Genomic DNA, 20,723 nt, shown 5'->3' with positions numbered 1-20,723 from the left:
ATGCTTCACTGCAATACGAATGACAAAGGGATGTTGCATGGGCTTGGCTTGGTGGAAGATGGGTTTTGTAACCGTGGCGGCAGTCGCGGTCCTCAGCACATCCGTTGCGGCACAGGATGCTGGCACCAGATGGCGGCATGGCGTCACGCTGATGGGCGAACCGAAACTGCCTGCGGACTTTCCCAACTTTCCATACGTCAATCCGCAAGCTCCCAAGGCCGGCACGCTCAATATGTCGAGTGACGGAACCTACGACAGTTTCAACCCCGTTCTTGGTCTGCGGGGCCAGCCCGCGACCGGCCTGCCGATGGTGTTCGACACGCTGATGAAGCCGAGCGAGGATGAGGTCTCCACCTCTTACGGGTTGCTGGCCGAAAGCGTCAGCTATCCGGATGACGTGGCGTCGGCAACCTTCCGGCTTCGGGCCGAGGCAAAATGGTCGGACGGACAGCCGGTCACCCCCGAAGACGTCGTCTTTACGTTCGAGAAGATCAAGGAACTCAATCCGGTCCAGGCGGGCTACTACAATCACGTGACTGCCGCGGAAAAGACCGGCGACCGCGAGGTCACCTTCCGCTTCGACGAAAAGAACAACCGCGAACTGCCGTCGATCGTCGGTCAGCTGATGATCGTGCCGAAACATTGGTGGGAAGGTGCGAATGCCCAGGGGGTAAAGCGCGACATCGCCAAGACGACGTTGGAGCCGGTCGTCGGGTCCGGGCCCTACAAGCTCGCCAGCTACCAGGCGGGCTCAACCATCCGCTACGAATTGCGTGACGATTATTGGGGCAAGGCGCTGCCGGTCAATGTTGGTACCAACAATTTCCGTACGGTGAACTACACCTATTTCGCGGACCGCGACGTCGAATTCGAGGCCTTCCGTGGCGGCACCGTCGATTTCTGGCAGGAGAATCAGGCGACGCGCTGGGCGACGCGCTACGACTTCCCGGCCTTCAAGGAAGGCCGCGTCAAACGCGAGGAGCTGCCCAACCCGTTCCGCGCGACCGGCATCATGCAGGCATTGGTGCCCAACATGCGCCGCGACATGTTCAAGGACGAGCGTGTTCGCGAAGCGCTGAACCTTGCCTTCGACTTCGAGGAAATCAACCGCACCGTGATGTACGGTCAGTATGTCCGTCTAAACAGCTTCTTCTTCGGAACGGAACTCGCCTCCTCCGGCCTCCCGCAGGGCCGCGAGCTGGAAATCCTCAACGAGATGAAGGACAAGGTCCCCGCAGACGTCTTCACCGCTCCATATGAGAACCCCGTAGCCGGCGATGCCCAGAAGGCGCGCGACAATCTGCGCAAGGCCGTCGGACTGCTCAAGGACGCAGGCTGGGAACTGAAGGGCAACAGGTTGGTCAATGCCAAGACCGGGGCGCCGTTCTCGTTCGAGATCCTGCTCAGCAGCCCGCAGCTGGAACGCATCGTTCTGCCCTATACCCAGACCCTCAAGCGCATTGGCATCGATGCCCGAGTCCGCACGGTCGATCCTGCGCAATATACCAACCGGGCGCGCAGCTTCGATTACGACATGACCTGGAGCATCTGGGCGCAGACACTTAATCCCGGCAACGAGCAACTGTTCTACTGGGGCTCGAAATCCGCCGCGATGGAAGGAAGCCGCAACTATGCGGGTATCGCCGATCCGGCCATCGACAGCCTGATCAACAAGATCATCTTCGCCAAGGACAGGCCTGAACTGATCGCGACCACCCACGCTCTCGACCGCGTGCTTCTGGCCCACCACTATGTCGTGCCGCTTTATTACATGATGGCGATGCGCATTGCTTACTGGGACAAGTTCGACCGGCCTGCGAACCTGCCGGAATACGGCATCGGCTTTCCGGATATCTGGTGGTCGAAAACCGCATCCAAGTGATGCGCGTCGGAAGGCTTGCGCCGTGCGACGCCACCTGTTCCAAATGACCCGATTGATTCGCACCTACGATGAGGATTGCCGTTTGACCCCTGCGCCGGATTTCGGTGATGCGAGAGCAGTCCCAGCAGACGTGCGAAGCGGACGTGCGTCCGGAGTTTTGTCCGGCGTCGGGCCGCAGCCGCAAAGCAGGGTGCTCTGATGGGCGCCTATATTCTTCGTCGCCTGCTGCTGATGATCCCGACGCTGGTCGGTATCATGGCAATCTCCTTCCTTGTCGTGCAGTTCGCGCCCGGCGGGCCTGTCGAGCAGATCATTGCGCAGGTTCAGGGACAGGATAGCGGCGACCGCCTGTCCGGTGGTGGCGATATGATGGGCCAGGGCGGCGGTGGCGATGAATCGCGCTATCGCGGCGCCCAGGGGCTCGATCCGGAATTCATCAAGAAGCTCGAGCAGCAGTTCGGTTTCGACAAACCGCCACTCACCCGCTTCCTCGACATGATGTGGAACTACGCGCGCTTTGATTTCGGCGAAAGCTTCTTCCGCAACACGTCCGTGATCGACCTGATCATCGACAAGCTGCCGGTGTCGATCTCGCTCGGTTTCTGGATTCTGATCGTGTCCTATCTGATCTCGATCCCGCTCGGCATTCGCAAGGCGGTCAAGGACGGCTCGACCTTCGACGTCTGGACGTCGGGCATCGTCATCGTCGGCTATGCGGTTCCGGGCTTCCTGTTCGGCATCCTGTTGATCGTGATGTTCGCAGGCGGTTCCTTCCTCGACTGGTTCCCCCTGCGGGGCCTCGTCTCTGATAATTTCGACCAGCTCACCTGGTGGCAGAAGATCATCGACTATTTCTGGCACCTGACGCTGCCGCTGATCGCGCTGTCGCTATCGGCCTTTGCCACGACAACGCTTCTGACCAAAAATTCCTTTATCGACGAGATCAAGAAACAGTATGTCACGACCGCCCGCGCCAAGGGTCTCAACGAGCGGCAGGTGCTTTATGGCCACGTCTTCCGCAACGCCATGCTGATCGTCATCGCCGGTTTCCCGAGCGCCTTTATCTCGGCCTTCTTTACCGGCTCACTGCTGATTGAGAACATCTTCTCGCTGGATGGGCTCGGCCGCCTCGGCTACCTCTCCATCATCAACCGCGATTATCCGATCGTGTTCGGCACGCTCTACATCTTCTCGCTGATGGGCCTTGTCGTCAGCCTGATCTCCGACCTCGTCTATACCTGGATCGATCCGCGCATCGATTTCGAGCGGAGGGACGTGTGATGCAGACACCTGCCGTGACACCGTCCGAGGCAATCCCCGTCAAGCGCCCGCTGATGTCGCCGACCAATCGGCGACGGCTGGCCAATTTCCGTGCCAACAAGCGCGGCTTCTGGTCCTTCTGGATCTTCATGGTGTTGTTCGTTCTGGCGCTGTCCGCCGAGTTCATCGCCAATGACCGGCCGATCATTGCGTCCTACAAGGGCGAAATCCTCTATCCGGTGATGATTGACTATCCGGAAGAGAAATTCGGCGGCTTTCTCGCCACGACGGATTACCGCTCCGACTTCATCCAGCAGGAAATCGAGGCCAATGGCTGGATGATCTGGCCGCCGATCCGCTATTCCTATCAAACGGTGAATTCGCAGATCCCCCATTCGGCGCCGACAAAACCCTTCTGGCTGATGTCTGCCGATGAACGCTGCAAGGCCTATCCGCAGGGCACACAGGATCCCAATTGCAGCCTCGGCAACCTCAACTGGCTCGGCACGGATGACCAGGCGCGCGACGTGACGGCGCGGATGATCTACGGGTTCCGTCTCTCCGTCCTGTTTGGCCTTGCGCTCACCATCTGTTCGGCCATCATCGGCGTGACATCAGGCGCCATTCAGGGCTATTTCGGCGGCTGGGTCGATCTTCTGATGCAGCGCTTCATCGAGATCTGGTCGTCCATGCCGGTCCTCTATATCCTGCTGATCATCGCAGCCATCCTGCCGCCGGGCTTCTTCGTGCTGCTCGGCATCATGCTGTTGTTCTCCTGGGTGGGCTTTGTCGGCGTCGTGCGTGCGGAATTCCTGCGCGCCCGCAATTTCGAATATGTCCGGGCTGCCCGCGCCTTGGGGGTCGGCAATGCCACGATCATGTATCGGCACCTTTTGCCGAATGCGATGGTCGCGACCCTGACCTTCCTGCCCTTCATCCTGTCGGGCTCGATTGCGACACTGACCTCGCTGGACTTTCTGGGCCTCGGCATGCCGGCCGGATCGCCGTCGCTGGGTGAAATGATCGCCCAGGGCAAGAACAACCTCCAGGCTCCATGGCTCGGCCTCACGGCCTTCTTCACGATGTCGATCATGATGTCGCTGCTGATCTTCATCGGCGAGGCTGTGCGCGATGCCTTCGATCCGAGAAAGACGTTTGGGTGAAACCATGACCGAACCGCTTCTCTCCGTGCATGATCTCTCCGTCGCCTTCCATCAGGGCGGCGCAACGACGCTTGCCGTCGACAAGGTGTCGTTCGACATTAACCCGGGCGAGGTTCTGGCGCTTGTCGGTGAATCCGGTTCCGGCAAGTCGGTAACGGCCAATTCCATCCTCAAGCTTCTGTCCTATCCAGCGGCAAGCCATCCCTCCGGCGAGATCCTGTTTGATGGCCGCGATCTCCTGAAGGCATCGGAACCTGACCTGCGCCGCGTGCGCGGCAACGACATCACGATGATCTTTCAAGAGCCGATGACGTCGCTCAATCCGCTTCACACGATCGAGAAGCAGATCGGCGAGATCCTCGACCTGCATCAGGGCGTCTCCGGCCAGACGGCGCGGGATCGTACGTTGGAACTGCTGAACCAGGTCGGTATCCGCGATCCGGAAAAGCGCCTACAGGCCTATCCGCACGAGCTTTCGGGCGGCCAGCGCCAGCGCGTGATGATCGCCATGGCGCTTGCCAACCGGCCGAAACTGCTGATCGCCGACGAACCGACCACGGCCCTCGACGTCACGGTACAGGCACAGATCCTCGATCTGTTGCGCGCGCTGAAGGGCGAGCACGGCATGTCGATGCTGTTCATCACCCATGATCTCGGCATCGTGCGCAAATTCGCCGATCGCGTCTGCGTCATGACCAAGGGCAAGATCGTCGAGGCCGGCAGCGTCGAGGACGTCTTTACCAAGCCGCAGCACCCTTATACGCAGCACCTCCTGGCATCCGAACCGCGCGGCGAACCGCCGGTCGTCGATCCGGCAAGTCCTGTGGTTATGGAAGGCAAGGACATCCGTGTCTGGTTCCCGGTCAAGGCCGGTTTCATGCGCAGGGTGGTCGATCACGTCAAGGCCGTCGATGGCGTTGACCTGACGCTGCGCGCCGGTGAAACGCTCGGCGTCGTCGGCGAATCCGGTTCCGGCAAGACGACGCTGGGCTTGGCGCTCGCAAGGCTGATTTCGTCTGAAGGCCGCATCGTTTTTATCGGCAACGATATCGGCAACTATTCCTTCAAGCAGATGCGCCCGTTCCGCGACAGGCTGCAGGTCGTGTTTCAGGATCCGTTCGGTTCGCTCAGCCCGCGCATGCCGGTCGGCGAAATCATTGCCGAGGGTCTCAAGGTCCATGAGAGCCAGCTTTCAGCCGACGAGCGCGATGCCCGCGTCGTCTGGGCGCTTGGCGAAGTCGGACTCGATCCGGCCACGCGCTGGCGTTACCCGCACGAATTCTCCGGCGGCCAGCGGCAGCGTATCGCGATTGCCCGCGCCATGGTGCTGAAGCCGCGCTTCGTCATGCTCGACGAACCCACATCGGCGCTCGACATGACCGTGCAGGCGCAGGTCGTTGATCTTCTGCGCGACCTGCAGAAGAAGCATAACCTCGCCTACCTCTTCATCAGCCATGACCTGAAGGTGGTAAAGGCGCTCGCCAACCACGTCATCGTCATGCGGCTCGGCAAGGTGGTCGAAGAGGGCCCGGCCGATCAGATCTTCCGGGCACCCCGCGAGGATTATACCCGCGCCCTGATGGCCGCCGCCTTCAACCTGGAAGCCGTCGAAGCCGGCGCCATCAATCAGTAATCTCAAAATCCGGGAACAGGACATGTCCGAAAAAGGCGCGGTCGTCATCGATCTCAAATTCGAGCAGCGTGAAATGCACGCGGCCCTTGAGGGAGCGTTTCCCGGGCGAACCATCCTGCATGCCGCAGACAAGTCGGCGGATCTGTCCCAGGCGCGCTATGCGGTCATGTGGAAGCCGGATGTCGATCTCTTCCAGCGCGCGCCGAACCTCGACGTGCTCTTTTCCGGCGGCGCCGGCGTCGATTCAATCCTGGCCACACCCGGACTGCCGGATCGCCCGATCGTCCGCTTCGTCGACCAGAGCCTGACGACACGCATGAGCGAATGGGTCGTGCTGCAGGCGCTGAGTCATCTGCGACAGATGCCGACCTACCTTGCCCAGCAGCGTCGCAGCGAGTGGCGCGAGCTCGCCCAGCCGGAGGCGAAGGACCTGACGGTCGGCGTCATGGGTCTCGGCAAGCTCGGTCTCGATTCCGTCGCCAAGCTGAAGATAATGGGCTTCAACGTCGTCGGCTGGTCACGCAGTGCCAAAGTGATCGAAGGCGTCGAGACGTTCGATGCCGATGGGCTGAATGCATTTCTCGGCCGCACCGATATCCTTGTCGGCCTCCTGCCGCTGACGCCGGAGACCCGCGGCCTGTTCGATTCCTCGCTGTTTGCAAAACTTCGCCAGGGCGGCGCTCTTGGCAAACCGGTCTTCATCAACGCCGGCCGCGGCGGCAGCCAGGTCGAGGCCGATCTCGTGTCGGCGCTCGAGACTGGCATGCTGGGTGGAGCGTCACTGGATGTCTTCGAACAGGAGCCATTGTCGAAGGAGAGCCCTTTCTGGTCCATGGACAACGTCATCGTGACGCCGCATGCAGCCTCCGCATCGGATATCCGCGCACTGTTTCGCAATGCCGAGGTGCAGATGCAGCGGTTCGAAGCCGGTGAGGCACTGCAGCACGTCGTGGACCGCACAGCCGGCTATTAGCCCCTGTTCCGATCCCTCGGGGCCGAAACGGAACCATTCGCACCAACCCGCGGTTTAGCTGGCATGGACCGGCTCGACGACGATGAGGCCGGCAATGGAGGAGTGATCATGAACACCCGTTTCGATGCCGACAAACCCTCACCGAACGTTTCGCGCGGCACAAGTTCCAACCCGAACGGCGCACCGGTGCAGGAAACTGCCACCGAAGCGCGCCAGGGCTCCTACGGCCGTCCGATGCTGATCGTGCTGGTCTGCGGTCTCGTTCTTGCGGTCGTCGCCTGGAGCGGCGCCGAGTGGTGGGGCGAATCGACGGATGCCCCGACGGAGCAGACCGCGACGCCGCCGGCCGGCAGCACGACACCTGGCAACTCCACCGGCGCAGCACCCAGCAACGCGCCGGTCACCCAGCCGCAGGCCCCGACAACCAATGATCGTCCCTCCGGAAATCCATGATTGGCCCGTCTCGTTCGGCCGCGATCTCGCGGCCGAATTGCGTTCTGGACTTGCCAAGTCATTTGCCGGTAAGACTTTGCCCGGGATTGGCGCAGGGTTTCGAAATCTCGCGAGACGCCGATAGGGTGGAGCCGGCCATCTGGCCGGGCAGGGGCAGGCATGACGAAGACTGATATTGCGACCAGGGTTTACAACCACACCTGGAAGCTGGACCCGATCATACGCAGTCTGATCGACACCGATTTCTACAAGCTGCTGATGTTGCAGATGATCTGGAAACTTTATCCGGACGTCAACGCGACTTTTTCGGTCATCAACCGGACGACGAGCGTCAAACTCGCCGAGGAAATCGACGAGGCTGCCTTGCGCGAGCAGCTCGACCATGCCCGCACTGTCGGTCTTTCCAAGAAGGAAATGATCTGGCTCACCGGTAACACCTTCTACGGCAAGAAGCAGATTTTCGAGCCGGAATTCCTGACCTGGCTGTCGACCTTTAAACTGCCGGAATACGAACTTTCCAAGCATAACGGCCAATACGAGCTGACCTTCCACGGCAAGTGGATGGAGACGACGATGTGGGAAATCCCCGCATTGGCGATCATCAACGAAATGCGGTCCCGCTCCGCCATGCGGACGCTCGGCTATTTCACCCTCGATGTGCTCTATGCCCGTGCGAAGGCCAAGATGTGGGAGAAGGTCGAGCGTCTGCGCACGCTTCCGGGTCTTCGTATCTCCGATTTCGGCACGCGGCGCCGCCACAGCTTCATGTGGCAGCGCTGGTGTGTCGAGGCCCTGAAGGAAGGCATCGGCGGCGCCTTTACCGGGACGAGCAACGTGCTCCTGGCAATGGATTCCGATCTCGAAGCCGTCGGCACCAACGCGCACGAACTTCCCATGGTCGCTGCAGCCTTGGCGGAGACCGACGAGGACCTGCGTCAGGCACCCTATCAGGTGCTGAAAGACTGGAACCGGCTTTATCACGGCAACCTGTTGATCGTGCTTCCCGATGCGTTCGGCACGGCCGCTTTCCTGCGCGACGCTCCGGACTGGGTTGCCGACTGGACCGGTTTTCGTCCCGACAGCGCGCCGCCGATCGAAGGAGGCGAAAAGATCATCGCCTGGTGGAACAAGATGGGGCGTGATCCGAGAGAAAAGCTGCTGATCTTTTCGGACGGTCTGGATGTCGAAGCAATCGTCGATACCTACCGCCATTTCGAGGGACGGGCACGCATGAGCTTCGGCTGGGGGACAAACCTCACCAATGATTTTGCCGATTGTGCGCCACAGGAAATCGCCGGTCTCAAGCCGATCTCGGTCGTCTGCAAGGTGACCGAAGCGAATGGCCGCCCCGCCGTCAAGCTTTCCGACAATCCCCGCAAGGCAACCGGCGAACCGTCGGAAGTCGAGCGCTATCTCAAATTCTTCGGCCAGGAAGACCGGGTCGACCAAAAGGTCGTCGTCTAGTCATTTCCGCAATCAAAAAGGCCCGGTGAGGAAGCTCGCCGGGCCTTGTCTGTTTGGTGATGTCAGATCGAACTTACTGCTCGATCACCTGAACCACGGTGTTGGTTTCCGGATCAACGATGACGCGCTGGTTGTTGACGACCGTGTACGCGTATTTCGGATTGCTCGGCACAGGTGTCACGACGACGGTCTGCGGGATCCGCTTGCCGACGGCGATCGGCTGCTCGACCCTGTAGGCGGTGGTAGGCAGCGGCTGTTCCTGGACGTAGGTCACGACTTCGCGCGGTGGCGGGTCGATTGCTGTCCCGGCAACGGCGCCGATAACGCCACCAACTGCAGCGCCAACCGGGCCGCCAACGATCGCGCCGGTGACCGCGCCGCCTGCGGCGCCTGTAACAGTACCCTGCTGTGCAAAGGCTTGGCCGGTAAAGGCTGTCGCGAGGATGATGCAGGAAGCAAATGTCAGCTTCTTCATGGTGGTTCTCCTTTTTCTATACGCTCGGGCCTAACAACGGTAGAACTCGCAAACTCGTTCCGGAGCGGTTGTCACCTTTCGTAACCGGATGTAACGTTGTGCGGCGCTCTTGGCATCGGCGGATGTGGAGCAGGGCTTGCCTCTGCCGCGCTTCCGCCTATGTTTTCCTTCAACGCGCAGAGGAATTTGATGTGGAATACCGATTTCTGATTGTCGAAGACAGCTTGCTTGTCGCCATGGACATCGAGGATGCCGTCCATCGCAGCGGGCACGACGTCGTGGGCATTGCACCCGACATGACCGTCGCCTTGAACTACACCCGAGAGACCGACATCGCTTTCGTGGATGTCAGGCTGGCAGACGGCGAGACGGGTCCTGAAATCGCCAAGACGCTTGCCGAATTCGGCATCATCGTCATCATGATCACCGGCAATCCGGGCCTTGTCGCATCCGGAGTTTCAGGCGTTGTGGGCGTTATGGCAAAGCCCCTGACCGATCAGGCCTCCATGGATCTCATCCAGTTTGCGGTGGATCGCAAGAATGGCCGTCAGGGAACGCCGCCGGCAAGGCTGCGGCTGTTCCACTAATTGGTCTGTCCATAGCCGCATCAAGCGGTTATGACGTTACGCAAAGCAATTGCGGGACGATTGATGCGGTATTTCATCACTGGCACGGCGGGATTTATCGGCTTCCATCTGGCGCGGCGTCTGCTCCAGGATGGTCACGAGGTTCTCGGCTTCGATGGAATGACGCCTTATTACAGCCTCAAGCTCAAGGAAGCCCGCGTCGCCGGCCTCGTGCAGTTTCCCTCCTTCCGCCCCGTCGAGGCGATGCTGGAAGACCGGGAAACGCTGCATGCGGCAACCCGCGAATTCAAACCTGACGTGATCGTCCATCTCGCCGCCCAGGCGGGCGTCCGGTATAGTCTCGAAAACCCCAAGGCCTATCTCGATAGCAATCTGATCGGATCGTGGAACGTGCTCGAAGCGGCCCGCGAAGCCAATGTCGGCCACCTTCTGCTGGCCTCGACCTCCTCGGTCTACGGTGCCAATCCGGATATTCCCTTCCGCGAAACCGACAAGGCCGACGAGCCGCTCACCTTCTATGCGGCCAGCAAGAAGGCAATGGAGGCGATGGCCCATAGCTACGCCCATCTCTACAAGATCCCGACCACGGCCTTCCGCTTTTTCACCGTCTACGGCCCCTGGGGCCGGCCGGACATGGCGCTGTTTAAATTCGTCAAGGCGATGATCGAGGATCAGGAAATCGAGATCTACGGCGAAGGCAAGATGAGCCGCGATTTCACCTATATCGACGACCTCGTCGATTCGATCGTGGATCTCGCGTCGATCATTCCGTCTGAAGACAACCGCGTCGCCGGTATCGACACGCTGTCGCATCAGGGTCCGTTCCGCATCGTCAATATCGGCGGTGGTCAGCCTGCCGGTCTGATGGATTTCGTCGAAACGATCGAGAAGATCATGGGCAAGCCGGCCAAACGGAAAATGCTGCCGATGCAGCAGGGCGACGTCCCCCGCACCTTCGCAAGCCCCGACCTGCTGCTCGCACTGACCGGCCGCAAACCCGAGATCGGCCTCAACGAGGGCGTCGGGGCTTTCGTCGAATGGTATCTGGAACACCGCAGCCAGATCGACTAGCGCTCGGGATGTTCAACGGGGGAAGTCTGAAGATTGGGTTGGGAAGTGATGGCGGACAGAGCGGGATTCGAACCCGCGATACGCTCTCACGTATACACACTTTCCAGGCGTGCGCCTTCAACCACTCGGCCACCTGTCCTTAAAACCGACGCAAGCCTTGGGCGAAGCAGCGGTCGGCGCGATATATACCAATGAATTTGCAAGGATCAACCGGAATCTGGACGATTTGCGCCAGTTGCACAAATCTTATGTCATGCGTTGTCACGGATCAGGCTTGCCACTATTTTGCTTCCTGCAGCGATTGAGTGCCATCAGGGGAGCCTGCGATGAGGACGGTAAGGTTTCTGATGCGGGCTTTGAGCCTCGCGGCGCTCATCGCAGCCGTCGTCGCCGGCACGATGGACTCGGTCAATTCGGTTTCCTCCTCCTCGGTCGTCATGACGAGCCTCGGCAATGCCTGGCTGAACTTCGATCCCGAAGGCCTGACGATGGCGGAGATTTCCGCCAATTCCTATGTAGGCTCGGATATCTGGCGTCCCTACGTGGCCCCGGTTCTGGCGCAGCCGGCCTTTGCGATCTTTCTCGGGCTGGCACTGTTTTTCTGGATGGTCGGATACAGGAAACCCGCGCCGTTCGGGCGTTTTTCTGCTAGATAGGGCAAGAGGCAGGCGAGGCGCGCCTCACTCGGGAGGTTGAAATGTTCTTGATCGATATGTTCAGCAAGAAAACTGTCATGCCATCGGTCGAAAAGGCCCTGCCCGGCAGAGAGACACCGGTCGCAACGTCGGACCATCATTTCGTCAACGGCCGCGCGCTGAAGGAACCCTATCCGGAAGGTCTGGATGTGGCGTATTTCGGCATGGGTTGCTTCTGGGGCGCCGAGCGGCTGTTCTGGCAAGTCCCGGGCGTTCATGTCACCTCGGTCGGCTTCGCGGGCGGCTTGACCCCGAACCCGACCTATCACGAGACAACAACCGGGCTGACCGGGCACGCGGAAATCGTGAAAGTCGTGTTCGATCCGGAGATCGTCTCCTACCGTCAGCTTCTGAAGCTGTTTTTCGAGGAGCACGATCCGACGCAAGGGATGCGGCAGGGCAATGATATCGGCACGACCTATCGGTCCGCGCTCTATACCACGTCGGCAGAGCAGGTGGTTGCGGCAGGCAAGGCGCTTGCCGCGTTTCAGGCTGCATTGACTGCTGCGGGGCGTGACGTCTCGATCACGACCGAGATCGCGCCGATTGGCAATTACTACTACGCCGAGGAGTGCCATCAGCAGTATCTGGCGAAGAACCCGGGCGGCTATTGTGGCTTGCGCGGAACAGGGGTTAGCTGTCCCGTCGCCTAGCCGGGCTGGCTGCCTAAAATCATCCCAGGCCGCTATGGATTTGAGCGACGCCGGCGCGAATTTGGTGAAGCCTTGAGCAGGGTTGCGACCTGCCTGTGGTTTTTTACCAAACGAAAAAAATCTCGTGAAATTTTCCAACACCCATGCAAGAGTATTCGACAGCCAAGCCTTCGAAGAGGGGGGCAGGTGACCGTGAGCGATACCTTTGTGAGGCGCTGCGGGAGGACCTAACTTAAAAAAACAGGGCTGAATGATGAAAAAAACACTTTTGAGCCTCGTCGCCGTGGCCGCGCTGTCGTCGACAGCGATCGCCGCTGAAGTCAAGCCGGCGCTCGTCTATGGCACCGGCGGCAAGTTCGACAAATCGTTCAACGAAGCAGCCTATGCCGGCGCCGAGCAGTTCAAAAAGGAAACCGGCACCGACTATCGCGACTTCGAGCCGAAGGACGATACGCAGGGCGAGCAGGCTATCCGCAACTTCGCAAGCCGCGGATATAACCCGGTCGTCGCCGTTTCCTTTGCCTGGACTTCGGCGATGGAGAAGGTTGCCGCGGAATTTCCGGACACCAAGTTCGTCATCGTCGATTCCGTCGTTGACCTGAAGAACGTGCGTTCCGTTCTCTATAAGGAAGAGGAAGGATCGTATCTCGTCGGCGTTCTCGCAGGCCTCGCCTCGAAGACCGGCAAGGTCGGCTTCATCGGCGGTATGGATATTCCGCTGATCCGCAAGTTCGGTTGCGGCTACGCCCAGGGCGTCAAGGCAGCAAAGCCTGATGCGCAGGTGTTCCAGAACATGACCGGCACAACCGGCGCGGCCTGGAACGACCCGGTTCGCGGTGGCGAGCTCACCAAGAACCAGATCGATCAGGGTGCCGACGTGGTTTACGCGGCAGCGGGTGCGACCGGTCTTGGCGTGCTTCAGACGGCGGCCGACAACAAGAAGTTCTCGATCGGCGTCGACAGCAACCAGAACCATCTGCATCCGGGTTCGGTCCTGACCTCAATGGTCAAGCGCGTCGATCTGGCTGTCTACAATGCCTACAAGGATCTGAAGGACGACAAGTTCACGGCCGGCATCCAGTCGCTCGGCGTCAAGGAAGACGGCGTTTCAGCCGCGATCGACGACAGCAACAGGTCGCTGATCACTCCTGAAATGCAGGCAGCCGTCGACAAGGCCAAGTCTGACATCATTGCCGGCACCGTCAAGGTTCACGACTACATGTCGGACAACGCCTGCCCGATGTAAGCAGGTAACCATCAAAGGGCGCATGGCGATCGATGTCGTCATGCGCCCTTTTTGTATATCCAGTGGAAGGGCGGATCATTGAGCTTCGAACCTGCGAAAGAGCCGGCGATCGAACTTGTCGGGATCGACAAGAAGTTTGGCGCTGTGCACGCGAACAAGAACATCAACCTCACGGTTGCCAAAGGCTCGATCCACGGCATTATCGGCGAAAACGGCGCCGGTAAGTCGACGCTGATGTCGATCCTCTACGGATTCTATCAGGCCGATGAGGGCGAGATTCGCATCTCCGGCAAGCCGGTGACGATCCGCGACAGCCAGGCCGCGATCTCGTCGGGCATCGGCATGGTGCACCAGCACTTCATGCTGGTCGAAAATTTCACGGTGCTCGAAAACGTCATGCTGGGCGCCGAGGGCGGCCAGTTACTGCGCCGGGGCGTGGCCAGTGCCCGCAAGGAGCTGAAGCGTCTGGAGGACGATTACGGCCTCGACGTCGATCCTGATGCGGTGATCGAGGAATTGCCGGTCGGACGCCAGCAGCGTGTCGAGATCCTGAAGGCCCTCTATCGCGGCGCCGAAATCCTCATTCTCGACGAGCCGACCGGCGTGTTGACACCGCCCGAGGCGGACCACCTGTTCAAGGTCCTGCGCGTGCTGCGTGACCAGGGCAAGACGATCATTCTAATCACCCACAAGCTGCGCGAGATCATGGCGATCACCGATACGGTCTCCGTCATGCGCCGCGGCGAGATCGTGGCCACGCGCAAGACTGCTGAGACGACGGTGGAAGAACTTGCCGAACTGATGGTCGGTCGCCGGGTTCTGTTGCGTGTCGAAAAGGGCGCGGCCGATCCGGGCAAGGTTCTGCTGTCGGTCAAGAACCTCACCGTCAAGGACAGCCGAGGCGTGACGATGGTCGACGACGTGTCGTTCGAAGTCCGCGCCGGAGAGATCGTCGGCATTGCCGGTGTTGCCGGAAACGGCCAGTCGGAACTGCTGGAGGCCATCGCCGGCATCCGCAAGCCGTCCTCCGGCGAGATTATCGTCAACGGCCAGTCGATTGCCGGTTCAGATCCCGCCATGTTGCGCGCGCTCGGCCTCGCGCACATTCCGGAAGACCGCCATCACATGGGCCTGGTCCTCAAATTCGAGGAGTATGAGAATTCCATCCTCGGCTACCACCGCGACCGCCGCTATGGCGGTGCAATGCTGGACCTCGATGCGATCCGCAAGCAGGCCGAGGAACAGATCGTCAAATACGACATCCGCCCGCCGAATGCGCGGCTGAAAACCGCCAACTTCTCCGGCGGCAACCAGCAGAAGATCGTCGTTGCCCGTGAGATCGAACGCGACCCGGACGTGCTGATCATTGGCCAGCCCACTCGCGGCGTCGATATCGGCGCGATCGAGTTCATCCACAAGCGCATCATCGATACGCGCGATGCCGGCAAGGCCGTGCTTCTGGTCTCGGTCGAACTCGACGAGATCCGCTCCCTGTCGGACCGCATCCTTGTCATGTTTGCCGGCAAGGTCGTCGGCGAAAAGTCGGGCGAGGCAGGTGAGCAGACGCTGGGCCTGATGATGGCCGGGATCGCAGCATGATCCGGCCGGGAATGATATTTTTGGAGTTTACGATGCCTGGGCTTCTCCTTGCAAACGACTGGAAGGGAGAGGGCGCATGAGCACCGCATCCGTGCCCTTGCCTGGCTGGATCAATTACGGCGTCATACCGCTGGTCAACCTCGCGCTCGCCTTCTTCTTTTCCGGCATCGTGGTGTGGGCGATCGGCGAAAACCCGTTCGAAGCCCTGCAACTGCTTCTGGTCGGTGCGCTTGGCCGCGGCGAAGGCATCGGCTTCACGCTGTTTTATACCACGAGCTTCATCTTCACCGGCCTGTCGGTCGCAGTGGCCATCCATTCGGGCCTGTTCAACATCGGCTCGGAAGGCCAGGCCTATCTGGGTGGTCTCGGTGCTGCGCTGGTGGCGCTCTCGCTCGATGCCTATGTTCCCTGGTACGTGACGATGCCGTTTGCAGTGATCGGGGCAGCACTGTTCGGCGCCGCCTGCGCCGCAATCCCTGCCTGGCTCCAGGCAAAGCGCGGCAGTCACGTCGTCATCACCACGATCATGTTCAATTTCATCGTCTCATCGCTGATGAACTACGTGCTGGTGCATATGCTGATCGTGCCGGGCAAGATGGCGCCGGAAAGCCGCACCTTTCTGCCGGGCGGCCAGTTGCCGAAGCTCGATTGGCTGATCGCGATGTTCGGCGGCAAGCTCGGCGCTGCACCGCTCAACTTCTCGTTCCTGATCGCACTCATCATGTGCTTCCTGGTCTGGGTTCTGATCTGGCGCACCAAGCTCGGCTATGAAATGCGCACGCTCGGCATCAGCCCATCCGCCGCAAGCTATGCCGGTATCGGGTATTCGAAGATCGTCATGATCACGATGCTGATCTCCGGAGGCCTTGCCGGCATGATGGCGCTGAATCCCGTCATGGGCGCGTCTGCCCGTCTGCAGATCGAATTCGTCGGTGGCGCCGGCTTTGTCGGCATCGCGGTGTCGCTGATGGGACGCAACCACCCGGCCGGCATCGTCCTTTCGGCACTGCTGTTCGGCATCCTCTATCAGGGCGGTGCCGAGCTTTCGTTCGACATGCCGGCGATCACGCGTGACATGATCGTCGTCATCCAGGGCATGGTCATCCTGTTTGCCGGTGCGCTCGAATATATGCTGCGACCGGCAATCGTGCGTGCCTACCAGCAGTTTGCCCGATCGCCGGCAGGGGGGAGATAGGCGCATGGATTATTTCGAAGTTTTTATCAGCATTCTCGGTTCTGCGATCCGCCTGTCGATCCCGCTGCTGTTTACTGCACTCGCTGGCCTGTTTTCCGAGCGTGCCGGTATTTTCGACATCGGGCTTGAAGGCAAGATGCTGGTATCGGCGTTCGCCTCGGCCTGCGTTGCCTATTACACCGGCAATGCCTGGGCGGGACTTGGTGCAGGCATCGTCACCGCCATCCTGTTCTCCATGCTGCACGGCTTTGCCTCGATCACCAACCGGGGCAACCAGATCGTCTCCGGCGTGGCACTGAACTTCATCGCGGCGGGCCTCACCATCGTGCTCGGCCAAGCCTGGTTCAGCCAGGGCGGACGCACGGGACAGGTACCCGCATCCGGCCGCTTCTCCAGCATCACGCTTCCCGGCGCAGACATGATGCGTGAAGTGCCGATCATCGGTCCGCTCTATGCGAACGTGATCTCCGGCCACAATATCCTCACCTACATCGCCTTCCTGATGGTACCGCTGTCCTGGTGGATCCTCTACCGCACGCGCTTTGGTCTTCGTCTTCGCGCGGTCGGCGAAAATCCCGGTGCAGTCGATACGGCGGGCATTTCTGTCAGCTGGCTGCGCTACCGGGCCTTGATTGTCACAGGCTTTCTCGCAGGCTTTGCCGGCACTTATCTGGCGATCGCGCAATCGGCAGCCTTCATCAACAACATGTCGGCCGGCAAGGGTTACATCGCGCTTGCAGCACTGATCTTCGCCAAGTGGAAACCGGTGCCGGTCATGTTCGCCTGCCTGCTGTTCGGCTTCCTCGATGCATTCGCGAACTTCATGCAGGGCAAGTCGCTTCCGCTGATCGGCGAAGTGCCGGTGCAGATTTTCCAGGCGCTGCCCTATATCCTCACCTGCGTGCTACTCGCCGGCTTTATCGGCATTGCCCGCCCGCCCAAGGCCGGCGGTGTCCCCTATACCAAGGAGCGCTAATCGCGATGTCCGAATTTTCGCCACACGACCTGTTCGAAGCTGCCCGCGATGCCATGTCGAAAGCGCATGCGCCCTATTCCAAGTTCCCGGTCGGTGCCGCCATCCTTGCCGATGACGGCAAGGTCTATCTCGGCGCCAATATCGAAAACCTGTCCTTCCCTCAAGGCTGGTGCGCCGAACCGACGGCAATCGGCGCCATGATCATGGGCGGCGGCAAGAAGGTGAAGTCGCTTGCGGTGATTGCCGAAAAGCTTCCGCTCTGCACGCCCTGCGGCGGCTGTCGCCAGAAGATCTCCGAATTCGCCTCTGCCGATACGCTCATCTATCTCTGCGATGACGCCGGCGTGCAGAAGACCGTGACTATGGCAGAACTTCTGCCCTACGCCTTTGAGACGGATACGATCGGATGAGAGACGTCATCGATCTGCTCGTCGATCGGCTGGACGGCCTCATTCCGCGCCATGCGATCGTGCTGGGCTCCGGCCTCGGAACGCTGGTGGAGGAAGTCCGCGATCAGGTTCGTATTCCCTATACGATGCTGGAGGGCTTTCCCGTCAGCGGCGTCACGGGCCATGCCGGCGAACTGGTTGCCGGGTACCTCGGCGAAGAGCCTGTGATCATGCTGTCCGGCCGTGCCCACTATTACGAGCACGGCGATGCCAAGGCGATGCGCTTTCCGATCGAGGTCATGCGCGGGTTGGGTGTCCAGACCATGATCCTCACCAATTCCGCAGGCTCGCTCCGGGAAGACATGCCGCCGGGTTCGGTCATGCAGATCTCCGATCACATCAACTATTCCGGCATGAACCCTTTGATCGGCGAACGCGGCGACCAGCGCTTCGTCGGCATGACCTCGGCCTATGATGCGGGCCTGACGCTGGATATGCGCAATGCCGCGATACGAGCCGGCATTCCGCTGTTTTCCGGCGTCTACATGTGGTTCTCAGGCCCGAGCTTCGAAACGCCTGCGGAAATTCGCATGGCACGAACGCTCGGCGCCGATGCCGTCGGCATGTCCACCGTGCCGGAAGTCATCCTCGCCCGCTATTTCGGTATGAAGGTCGCAGCAGCGTCCGTGATCACGAATTTCGGCGCCGGAATGACAGGCGCCGAACTCAGCCATGATGAAACCAAGGATATGGCACCGGTCGGCGGCCAGCGGCTGGCTGCCGTTCTCAAGGAAATGCTCGCCTGATTCCCGTTTCAATTCAGCTGGATAACTGTCCGCCGGCGACCGCACGCGTCCCGACGGCTTGCATATAATCCTTTCAACGATAAATATGTCCGCTCTTTAAGGGAGGCAGATCATGGAACTGCATAGTCCACGCGAAGCAGCATCCTTTGCGCTCTCGCTTCTTGACCTTACGAACCTGCGCGACGACTGCGACGATGCCGCGATCGAGACATTGTGCGCGCGGGCGCAGACCCCGTATGGGGCCGCGGCCGCAATCTGCATCTGGCCGCGTTTCGTCGCCCAGGCGCGCGGGATCCTGGGGCACGGTCACAAGGTCCGCATTGCCACGGTCGTGAATTTTCCAAGTGGTGACCTGCCGGTCGCCGCCGTGGTCGAAGAGACCCGGCAGGCTGTGGAAGATGGCGCCGACGAGATCGATCTGGTCATTCCCTATCGCAAGCTGATGGCGGGCGATGAGCAGGCGGTAACCGACATGGTCGAGGCCGTGCGCGCAGCCTGCCCGCAATCCTGCCTCAAGGTCATTCTCGAGACCGGGGAACTGAAGGACGCATCGCTCGTGGGACGCGGCTCGGAACTCGCAATCGCTGCCGGTGCCGATTTCATCAAGACCTCCACCGGCAAGGTGTCCGTCAACGCGACGCTGGAAGCGGCAGACAGCATGCTGCGTGCCATCCGCGCGTCCAAGAAGCGCATCGGCTTCAAGCCGGCCGGTGGCATCAGTACGGTGGCGGATGCAGACCTCTACCTCCGGCTTGCCGAATCGACCATGGGTCCGAACTGGCTCATGCCGTCGACATTCCGCTTCGGCGCGTCCAGTCTTCTCGACGATATCCTGGGCGTGTTGAGCGGCGCACCCGCATCCCGCGCTTCCACCGGCTACTAGGCGCCATGATCCCGCAGGAGATCATCCGTCGCAAACGCGATGGCGAGGTTCTGTCATCGAATGACATCGCCGCATTCATCGCGGCGATGACGGATGAGACGATCTCCGAAGGGCAGGTTGCAGCCTTCGCCATGGCCGTCTTTTTCAAGGGCATGTCGCGGGACGAAACGATCGCGCTGACGCTGGCGATGCGCGATTCCGGTCGTGTGCTGCAATGGTCGGATGCCGGGCGCCCGGTGGCCGACAAGCATTCGACCGGTGGCGTCGGCGACAATGTCTCGCTGATGCTTGCACCGCTTGCGGCCGCCTGCGGCCTCGCCGTTCCGATGATCTCCGGTCGCGGCCTTGGCCATACCGGCGGCACGCTCGACAAGCTTGAGGCCATACCCGGTTACGACGTGATGCCGGATGAAATGCGCCTGCGTGCCATCGTCCGGGATATCGGTTGCGCCATCGTCGGCCAGACACAGGAACTGGCACCGGCCGATCGCAGACTCTACGCCATCCGCGATGTCACCGCGACGGTAGAGGCCGTCTCTCTGATCACCGCCTCTATCCTCTCGAAAAAGCTTGCAGCCGGTCTCGAAACTCTGGTCCTCGACGTGAAAGTCGGCAGCGGTGCCTTCATGCGCTCCACGGCTGAAGCTGAGCTTCTGGCCCGTTCGCTGGTCGATGTCGCCAATGGTGCAGGTCTGAAGACCGTGGCGCTGCTGACGGACATGAACCAGCCGCTTGCCGATGCAGCCGGTAACGCGCTGGAGATCAGAAACTGTCTCTCGGTTCTCAAGGGAGAGAAAGTAGGGACGCGACTGGAAAGCGTCGTGATTGCCGAAACAGCGGAAATGCTGGTTCTGAGCAATCTCGTTGCGACGATCAAAGAGGCTGAAGAGGTTGCGCGACGGGCACTGGCATCCGGTGCAGCCCTGGAACGCTTTGCTCGCATGACCCATGCGCTGGGCGGTCCGGCAGATTTCTGCGATAGGCCGGCGGATGTCTATCTTGCAGAGGCGCCAGTCATTCGCCCGGTCCTCGCTCCTGCCGATGGCTTCCTCGCCAGCTGCGAAACACGGGCACTCGGCATGGCGGTGGTGGAGCTTGGCGGTGGCAGGCGCCGTGCCGGAGACGCGATCGATCACCGTGTCGGACTCGATGCCATTCTCCCGCTTGGCACCAAGGTCTCAAAAGGGCAGCCGATCGCCATGGTCCATGCAGCAACGCAAGACGATGCAGCACGCACCGTAGCCGACGTCACCGCCTGCTATTCGGTGTCTGACGAAGCGCCTGTCCTGCCGCCGGTCATCCTCGGTCGGGTCGAGTAAT

The 20,723-nt window shown here is 60.6% G+C and carries 20 protein-coding genes and 1 tRNA gene; 19 read left to right on the top strand and 2 right to left on the bottom strand.

Annotated features, from left to right (window positions below; all coding sequences use genetic code 11):
• Window positions 1–37 precede the first annotated feature (37 nt).
• From AC0JZ8_RS04845 to pncB, 7 genes are all read left to right on the top strand, one after another.
• On the top strand, window positions 38–1,882 hold the full coding sequence (locus AC0JZ8_RS04845; protein WP_471891938.1) for an extracellular solute-binding protein: 1,845 nt from the start codon (window positions 38–40) through the stop codon (window positions 1,880–1,882).
• A gap of 198 nt (window positions 1,883–2,080) precedes the next feature.
• Window positions 2,081–3,163, top strand: a complete 1,083-nt coding sequence (locus tag AC0JZ8_RS04840) for a microcin C ABC transporter permease YejB (RefSeq protein ID WP_113166896.1) — start codon at window positions 2,081–2,083, stop codon at window positions 3,161–3,163.
• Window positions 3,163–4,305, top strand: a complete 1,143-nt coding sequence (locus tag AC0JZ8_RS04835; RefSeq protein ID WP_471891937.1) for an ABC transporter permease — start codon at window positions 3,163–3,165, stop codon at window positions 4,303–4,305. Before AC0JZ8_RS04840 ends, AC0JZ8_RS04835 begins: the two co-directional genes overlap by 1 nt.
• A 4-nt stretch (window positions 4,306–4,309) precedes the next feature.
• The gene (locus tag AC0JZ8_RS04830; RefSeq protein ID WP_471891936.1) at window positions 4,310–5,938 is read left to right on the top strand and encodes an ABC transporter ATP-binding protein; all 1,629 of its coding nucleotides are present in this window, start codon (window positions 4,310–4,312) and stop codon (window positions 5,936–5,938) included.
• Between the two features lie 22 nt (window positions 5,939–5,960).
• Window positions 5,961–6,911 carry a 2-hydroxyacid dehydrogenase gene (locus AC0JZ8_RS04825; RefSeq protein WP_113166898.1) on the top strand — a complete coding sequence of 317 codons (951 nt, stop codon included), beginning with the start codon at window positions 5,961–5,963 and terminating at the stop codon, window positions 6,909–6,911.
• A 108-nt stretch (window positions 6,912–7,019) separates the two neighbouring features.
• A complete protein-coding gene (locus AC0JZ8_RS04820) occupies window positions 7,020–7,364 on the top strand; it encodes a hypothetical protein (protein WP_162734897.1) in 345 nt (114 codons plus the stop codon).
• 159 nt (window positions 7,365–7,523) lie between these two features.
• Window positions 7,524–8,828 (top strand): nicotinate phosphoribosyltransferase, encoded by a 1,305-nt coding sequence (gene pncB, locus AC0JZ8_RS04815; protein ID WP_062578663.1) that lies wholly within the window; start codon window positions 7,524–7,526, stop codon window positions 8,826–8,828.
• A gap of 73 nt (window positions 8,829–8,901) precedes the next feature.
• On the opposite strand, the gene AC0JZ8_RS04810 is transcribed toward pncB, so the two are convergent.
• Window positions 8,902–9,303, bottom strand: coding sequence for a DUF1236 domain-containing protein (locus AC0JZ8_RS04810; RefSeq protein ID WP_062454142.1), 402 nt, complete (start codon window positions 9,301–9,303; stop codon window positions 8,902–8,904).
• A 191-nt stretch (window positions 9,304–9,494) separates the two neighbouring features.
• Between AC0JZ8_RS04810 and AC0JZ8_RS04805 the strand changes: the two genes are divergently transcribed.
• Both AC0JZ8_RS04805 and AC0JZ8_RS04800 read left to right on the top strand, forming a co-directional pair.
• A complete protein-coding gene (locus tag AC0JZ8_RS04805) occupies window positions 9,495–9,890 on the top strand; it encodes a response regulator (RefSeq protein WP_062454141.1) in 396 nt (131 codons plus the stop codon).
• A gap of 63 nt (window positions 9,891–9,953) precedes the next feature.
• A complete protein-coding gene (locus AC0JZ8_RS04800) occupies window positions 9,954–10,961 on the top strand; it encodes an NAD-dependent epimerase/dehydratase family protein (protein ID WP_184654241.1) in 1,008 nt (335 codons plus the stop codon).
• A gap of 49 nt (window positions 10,962–11,010) precedes the next feature.
• On the opposite strand, the gene AC0JZ8_RS04795 is transcribed toward AC0JZ8_RS04800, so the two are convergent.
• Window positions 11,011–11,100: transfer RNA gene (locus AC0JZ8_RS04795), tRNA-Ser, on the bottom strand.
• 187 nt (window positions 11,101–11,287) lie between these two features.
• On the opposite strand from AC0JZ8_RS04795, the gene AC0JZ8_RS04790 reads away from it, so the two are divergent.
• The 10 genes from AC0JZ8_RS04790 (at window position 11,288) to deoA (ending at window position 20,722) form a co-directional block, all read left to right on the top strand.
• Window positions 11,288–11,617, top strand: coding sequence for a hypothetical protein (locus AC0JZ8_RS04790; RefSeq protein WP_062578669.1), 330 nt, complete (start codon window positions 11,288–11,290; stop codon window positions 11,615–11,617).
• A 41-nt stretch (window positions 11,618–11,658) separates the two neighbouring features.
• The gene (gene msrA, locus AC0JZ8_RS04785) at window positions 11,659–12,309 is read left to right on the top strand and encodes a peptide-methionine (S)-S-oxide reductase MsrA (protein ID WP_062454138.1); all 651 of its coding nucleotides are present in this window, start codon (window positions 11,659–11,661) and stop codon (window positions 12,307–12,309) included.
• Window positions 12,310–12,562: 253 nt separating this feature from the next.
• On the top strand, window positions 12,563–13,555 hold the full coding sequence (locus AC0JZ8_RS04780; RefSeq protein WP_471893326.1) for a BMP family lipoprotein: 993 nt from the start codon (window positions 12,563–12,565) through the stop codon (window positions 13,553–13,555).
• Between the two features lie 78 nt (window positions 13,556–13,633).
• Window positions 13,634–15,154 carry an ABC transporter ATP-binding protein gene (locus tag AC0JZ8_RS04775; RefSeq protein WP_471891935.1) on the top strand — a complete coding sequence of 507 codons (1,521 nt, stop codon included), beginning with the start codon at window positions 13,634–13,636 and terminating at the stop codon, window positions 15,152–15,154.
• Window positions 15,155–15,230: 76 nt separating this feature from the next.
• On the top strand, window positions 15,231–16,349 hold the full coding sequence (locus tag AC0JZ8_RS04770; RefSeq protein WP_471891934.1) for an ABC transporter permease: 1,119 nt from the start codon (window positions 15,231–15,233) through the stop codon (window positions 16,347–16,349).
• Window positions 16,350–16,353: 4 nt separating this feature from the next.
• Window positions 16,354–17,325 (top strand): ABC transporter permease, encoded by a 972-nt coding sequence (locus tag AC0JZ8_RS04765; protein WP_062454135.1) that lies wholly within the window; start codon window positions 16,354–16,356, stop codon window positions 17,323–17,325.
• Between the two features lie 5 nt (window positions 17,326–17,330).
• On the top strand, window positions 17,331–17,735 hold the full coding sequence (locus AC0JZ8_RS04760; RefSeq protein ID WP_062454134.1) for a cytidine deaminase: 405 nt from the start codon (window positions 17,331–17,333) through the stop codon (window positions 17,733–17,735).
• A complete protein-coding gene (locus AC0JZ8_RS04755; RefSeq protein ID WP_062454133.1) occupies window positions 17,732–18,520 on the top strand; it encodes a purine-nucleoside phosphorylase in 789 nt (262 codons plus the stop codon). Before AC0JZ8_RS04760 ends, AC0JZ8_RS04755 begins: the two co-directional genes overlap by 4 nt.
• Window positions 18,521–18,632: 112 nt before the next feature.
• The gene (deoC, locus tag AC0JZ8_RS04750; protein ID WP_471891933.1) at window positions 18,633–19,403 is read left to right on the top strand and encodes a deoxyribose-phosphate aldolase; all 771 of its coding nucleotides are present in this window, start codon (window positions 18,633–18,635) and stop codon (window positions 19,401–19,403) included.
• 5 nt (window positions 19,404–19,408) lie between these two features.
• Window positions 19,409–20,722 carry a thymidine phosphorylase gene (deoA, locus tag AC0JZ8_RS04745; RefSeq protein ID WP_192087666.1) on the top strand — a complete coding sequence of 438 codons (1,314 nt, stop codon included), beginning with the start codon at window positions 19,409–19,411 and terminating at the stop codon, window positions 20,720–20,722.
• Window position 20,723 lies beyond the last annotated feature (1 nt).

The sequence above is a fragment of the Velazquezella soli genome (assembly GCF_977018685.1).
This window is presented reverse-complemented; position numbering and strand designations above follow the sequence as displayed.

Excerpts from the sequence above, each read along its gene's own strand:
- AC0JZ8_RS04845 (WP_471891938.1), top strand. The coding sequence starts at position 38 with ATGGGCTTGGCTTGGTGGAAGATGGGTTTTGTAACCGTGGCGGCAGTC.
- AC0JZ8_RS04760 (WP_062454134.1), top strand. The coding sequence starts at position 17,331 with ATGTCCGAATTTTCGCCACACGACCTGTTCGAAGCTGCCCGCGATGCC.
- AC0JZ8_RS04765 (WP_062454135.1), top strand. The coding sequence starts at position 16,354 with ATGGATTATTTCGAAGTTTTTATCAGCATTCTCGGTTCTGCGATCCGC.
- pncB (WP_062578663.1), top strand. The coding sequence starts at position 7,524 with ATGACGAAGACTGATATTGCGACCAGGGTTTACAACCACACCTGGAAG.
- AC0JZ8_RS04810 (WP_062454142.1), bottom strand. The coding sequence starts at position 9,303 with ATGAAGAAGCTGACATTTGCTTCCTGCATCATCCTCGCGACAGCCTTT.
- deoC (WP_471891933.1), top strand. The coding sequence starts at position 18,633 with ATGGAACTGCATAGTCCACGCGAAGCAGCATCCTTTGCGCTCTCGCTT.
- deoA (WP_192087666.1), top strand. The coding sequence starts at position 19,409 with ATGATCCCGCAGGAGATCATCCGTCGCAAACGCGATGGCGAGGTTCTG.
- AC0JZ8_RS04835 (WP_471891937.1), top strand. The coding sequence starts at position 3,163 with ATGCAGACACCTGCCGTGACACCGTCCGAGGCAATCCCCGTCAAGCGC.
- msrA (WP_062454138.1), top strand. The coding sequence starts at position 11,659 with ATGTTCTTGATCGATATGTTCAGCAAGAAAACTGTCATGCCATCGGTC.
- AC0JZ8_RS04840 (WP_113166896.1), top strand. The coding sequence starts at position 2,081 with ATGGGCGCCTATATTCTTCGTCGCCTGCTGCTGATGATCCCGACGCTG.
- AC0JZ8_RS04830 (WP_471891936.1), top strand. The coding sequence starts at position 4,310 with ATGACCGAACCGCTTCTCTCCGTGCATGATCTCTCCGTCGCCTTCCAT.
- AC0JZ8_RS04820 (WP_162734897.1), top strand. The coding sequence starts at position 7,020 with ATGAACACCCGTTTCGATGCCGACAAACCCTCACCGAACGTTTCGCGC.
- AC0JZ8_RS04780 (WP_471893326.1), top strand. The coding sequence starts at position 12,563 with ATGAAAAAAACACTTTTGAGCCTCGTCGCCGTGGCCGCGCTGTCGTCG.
- AC0JZ8_RS04770 (WP_471891934.1), top strand. The coding sequence starts at position 15,231 with ATGAGCACCGCATCCGTGCCCTTGCCTGGCTGGATCAATTACGGCGTC.
- AC0JZ8_RS04800 (WP_184654241.1), top strand. The coding sequence starts at position 9,954 with ATGCGGTATTTCATCACTGGCACGGCGGGATTTATCGGCTTCCATCTG.
- AC0JZ8_RS04790 (WP_062578669.1), top strand. The coding sequence starts at position 11,288 with ATGAGGACGGTAAGGTTTCTGATGCGGGCTTTGAGCCTCGCGGCGCTC.
- AC0JZ8_RS04755 (WP_062454133.1), top strand. The coding sequence starts at position 17,732 with ATGAGAGACGTCATCGATCTGCTCGTCGATCGGCTGGACGGCCTCATT.
- AC0JZ8_RS04825 (WP_113166898.1), top strand. The coding sequence starts at position 5,961 with ATGTCCGAAAAAGGCGCGGTCGTCATCGATCTCAAATTCGAGCAGCGT.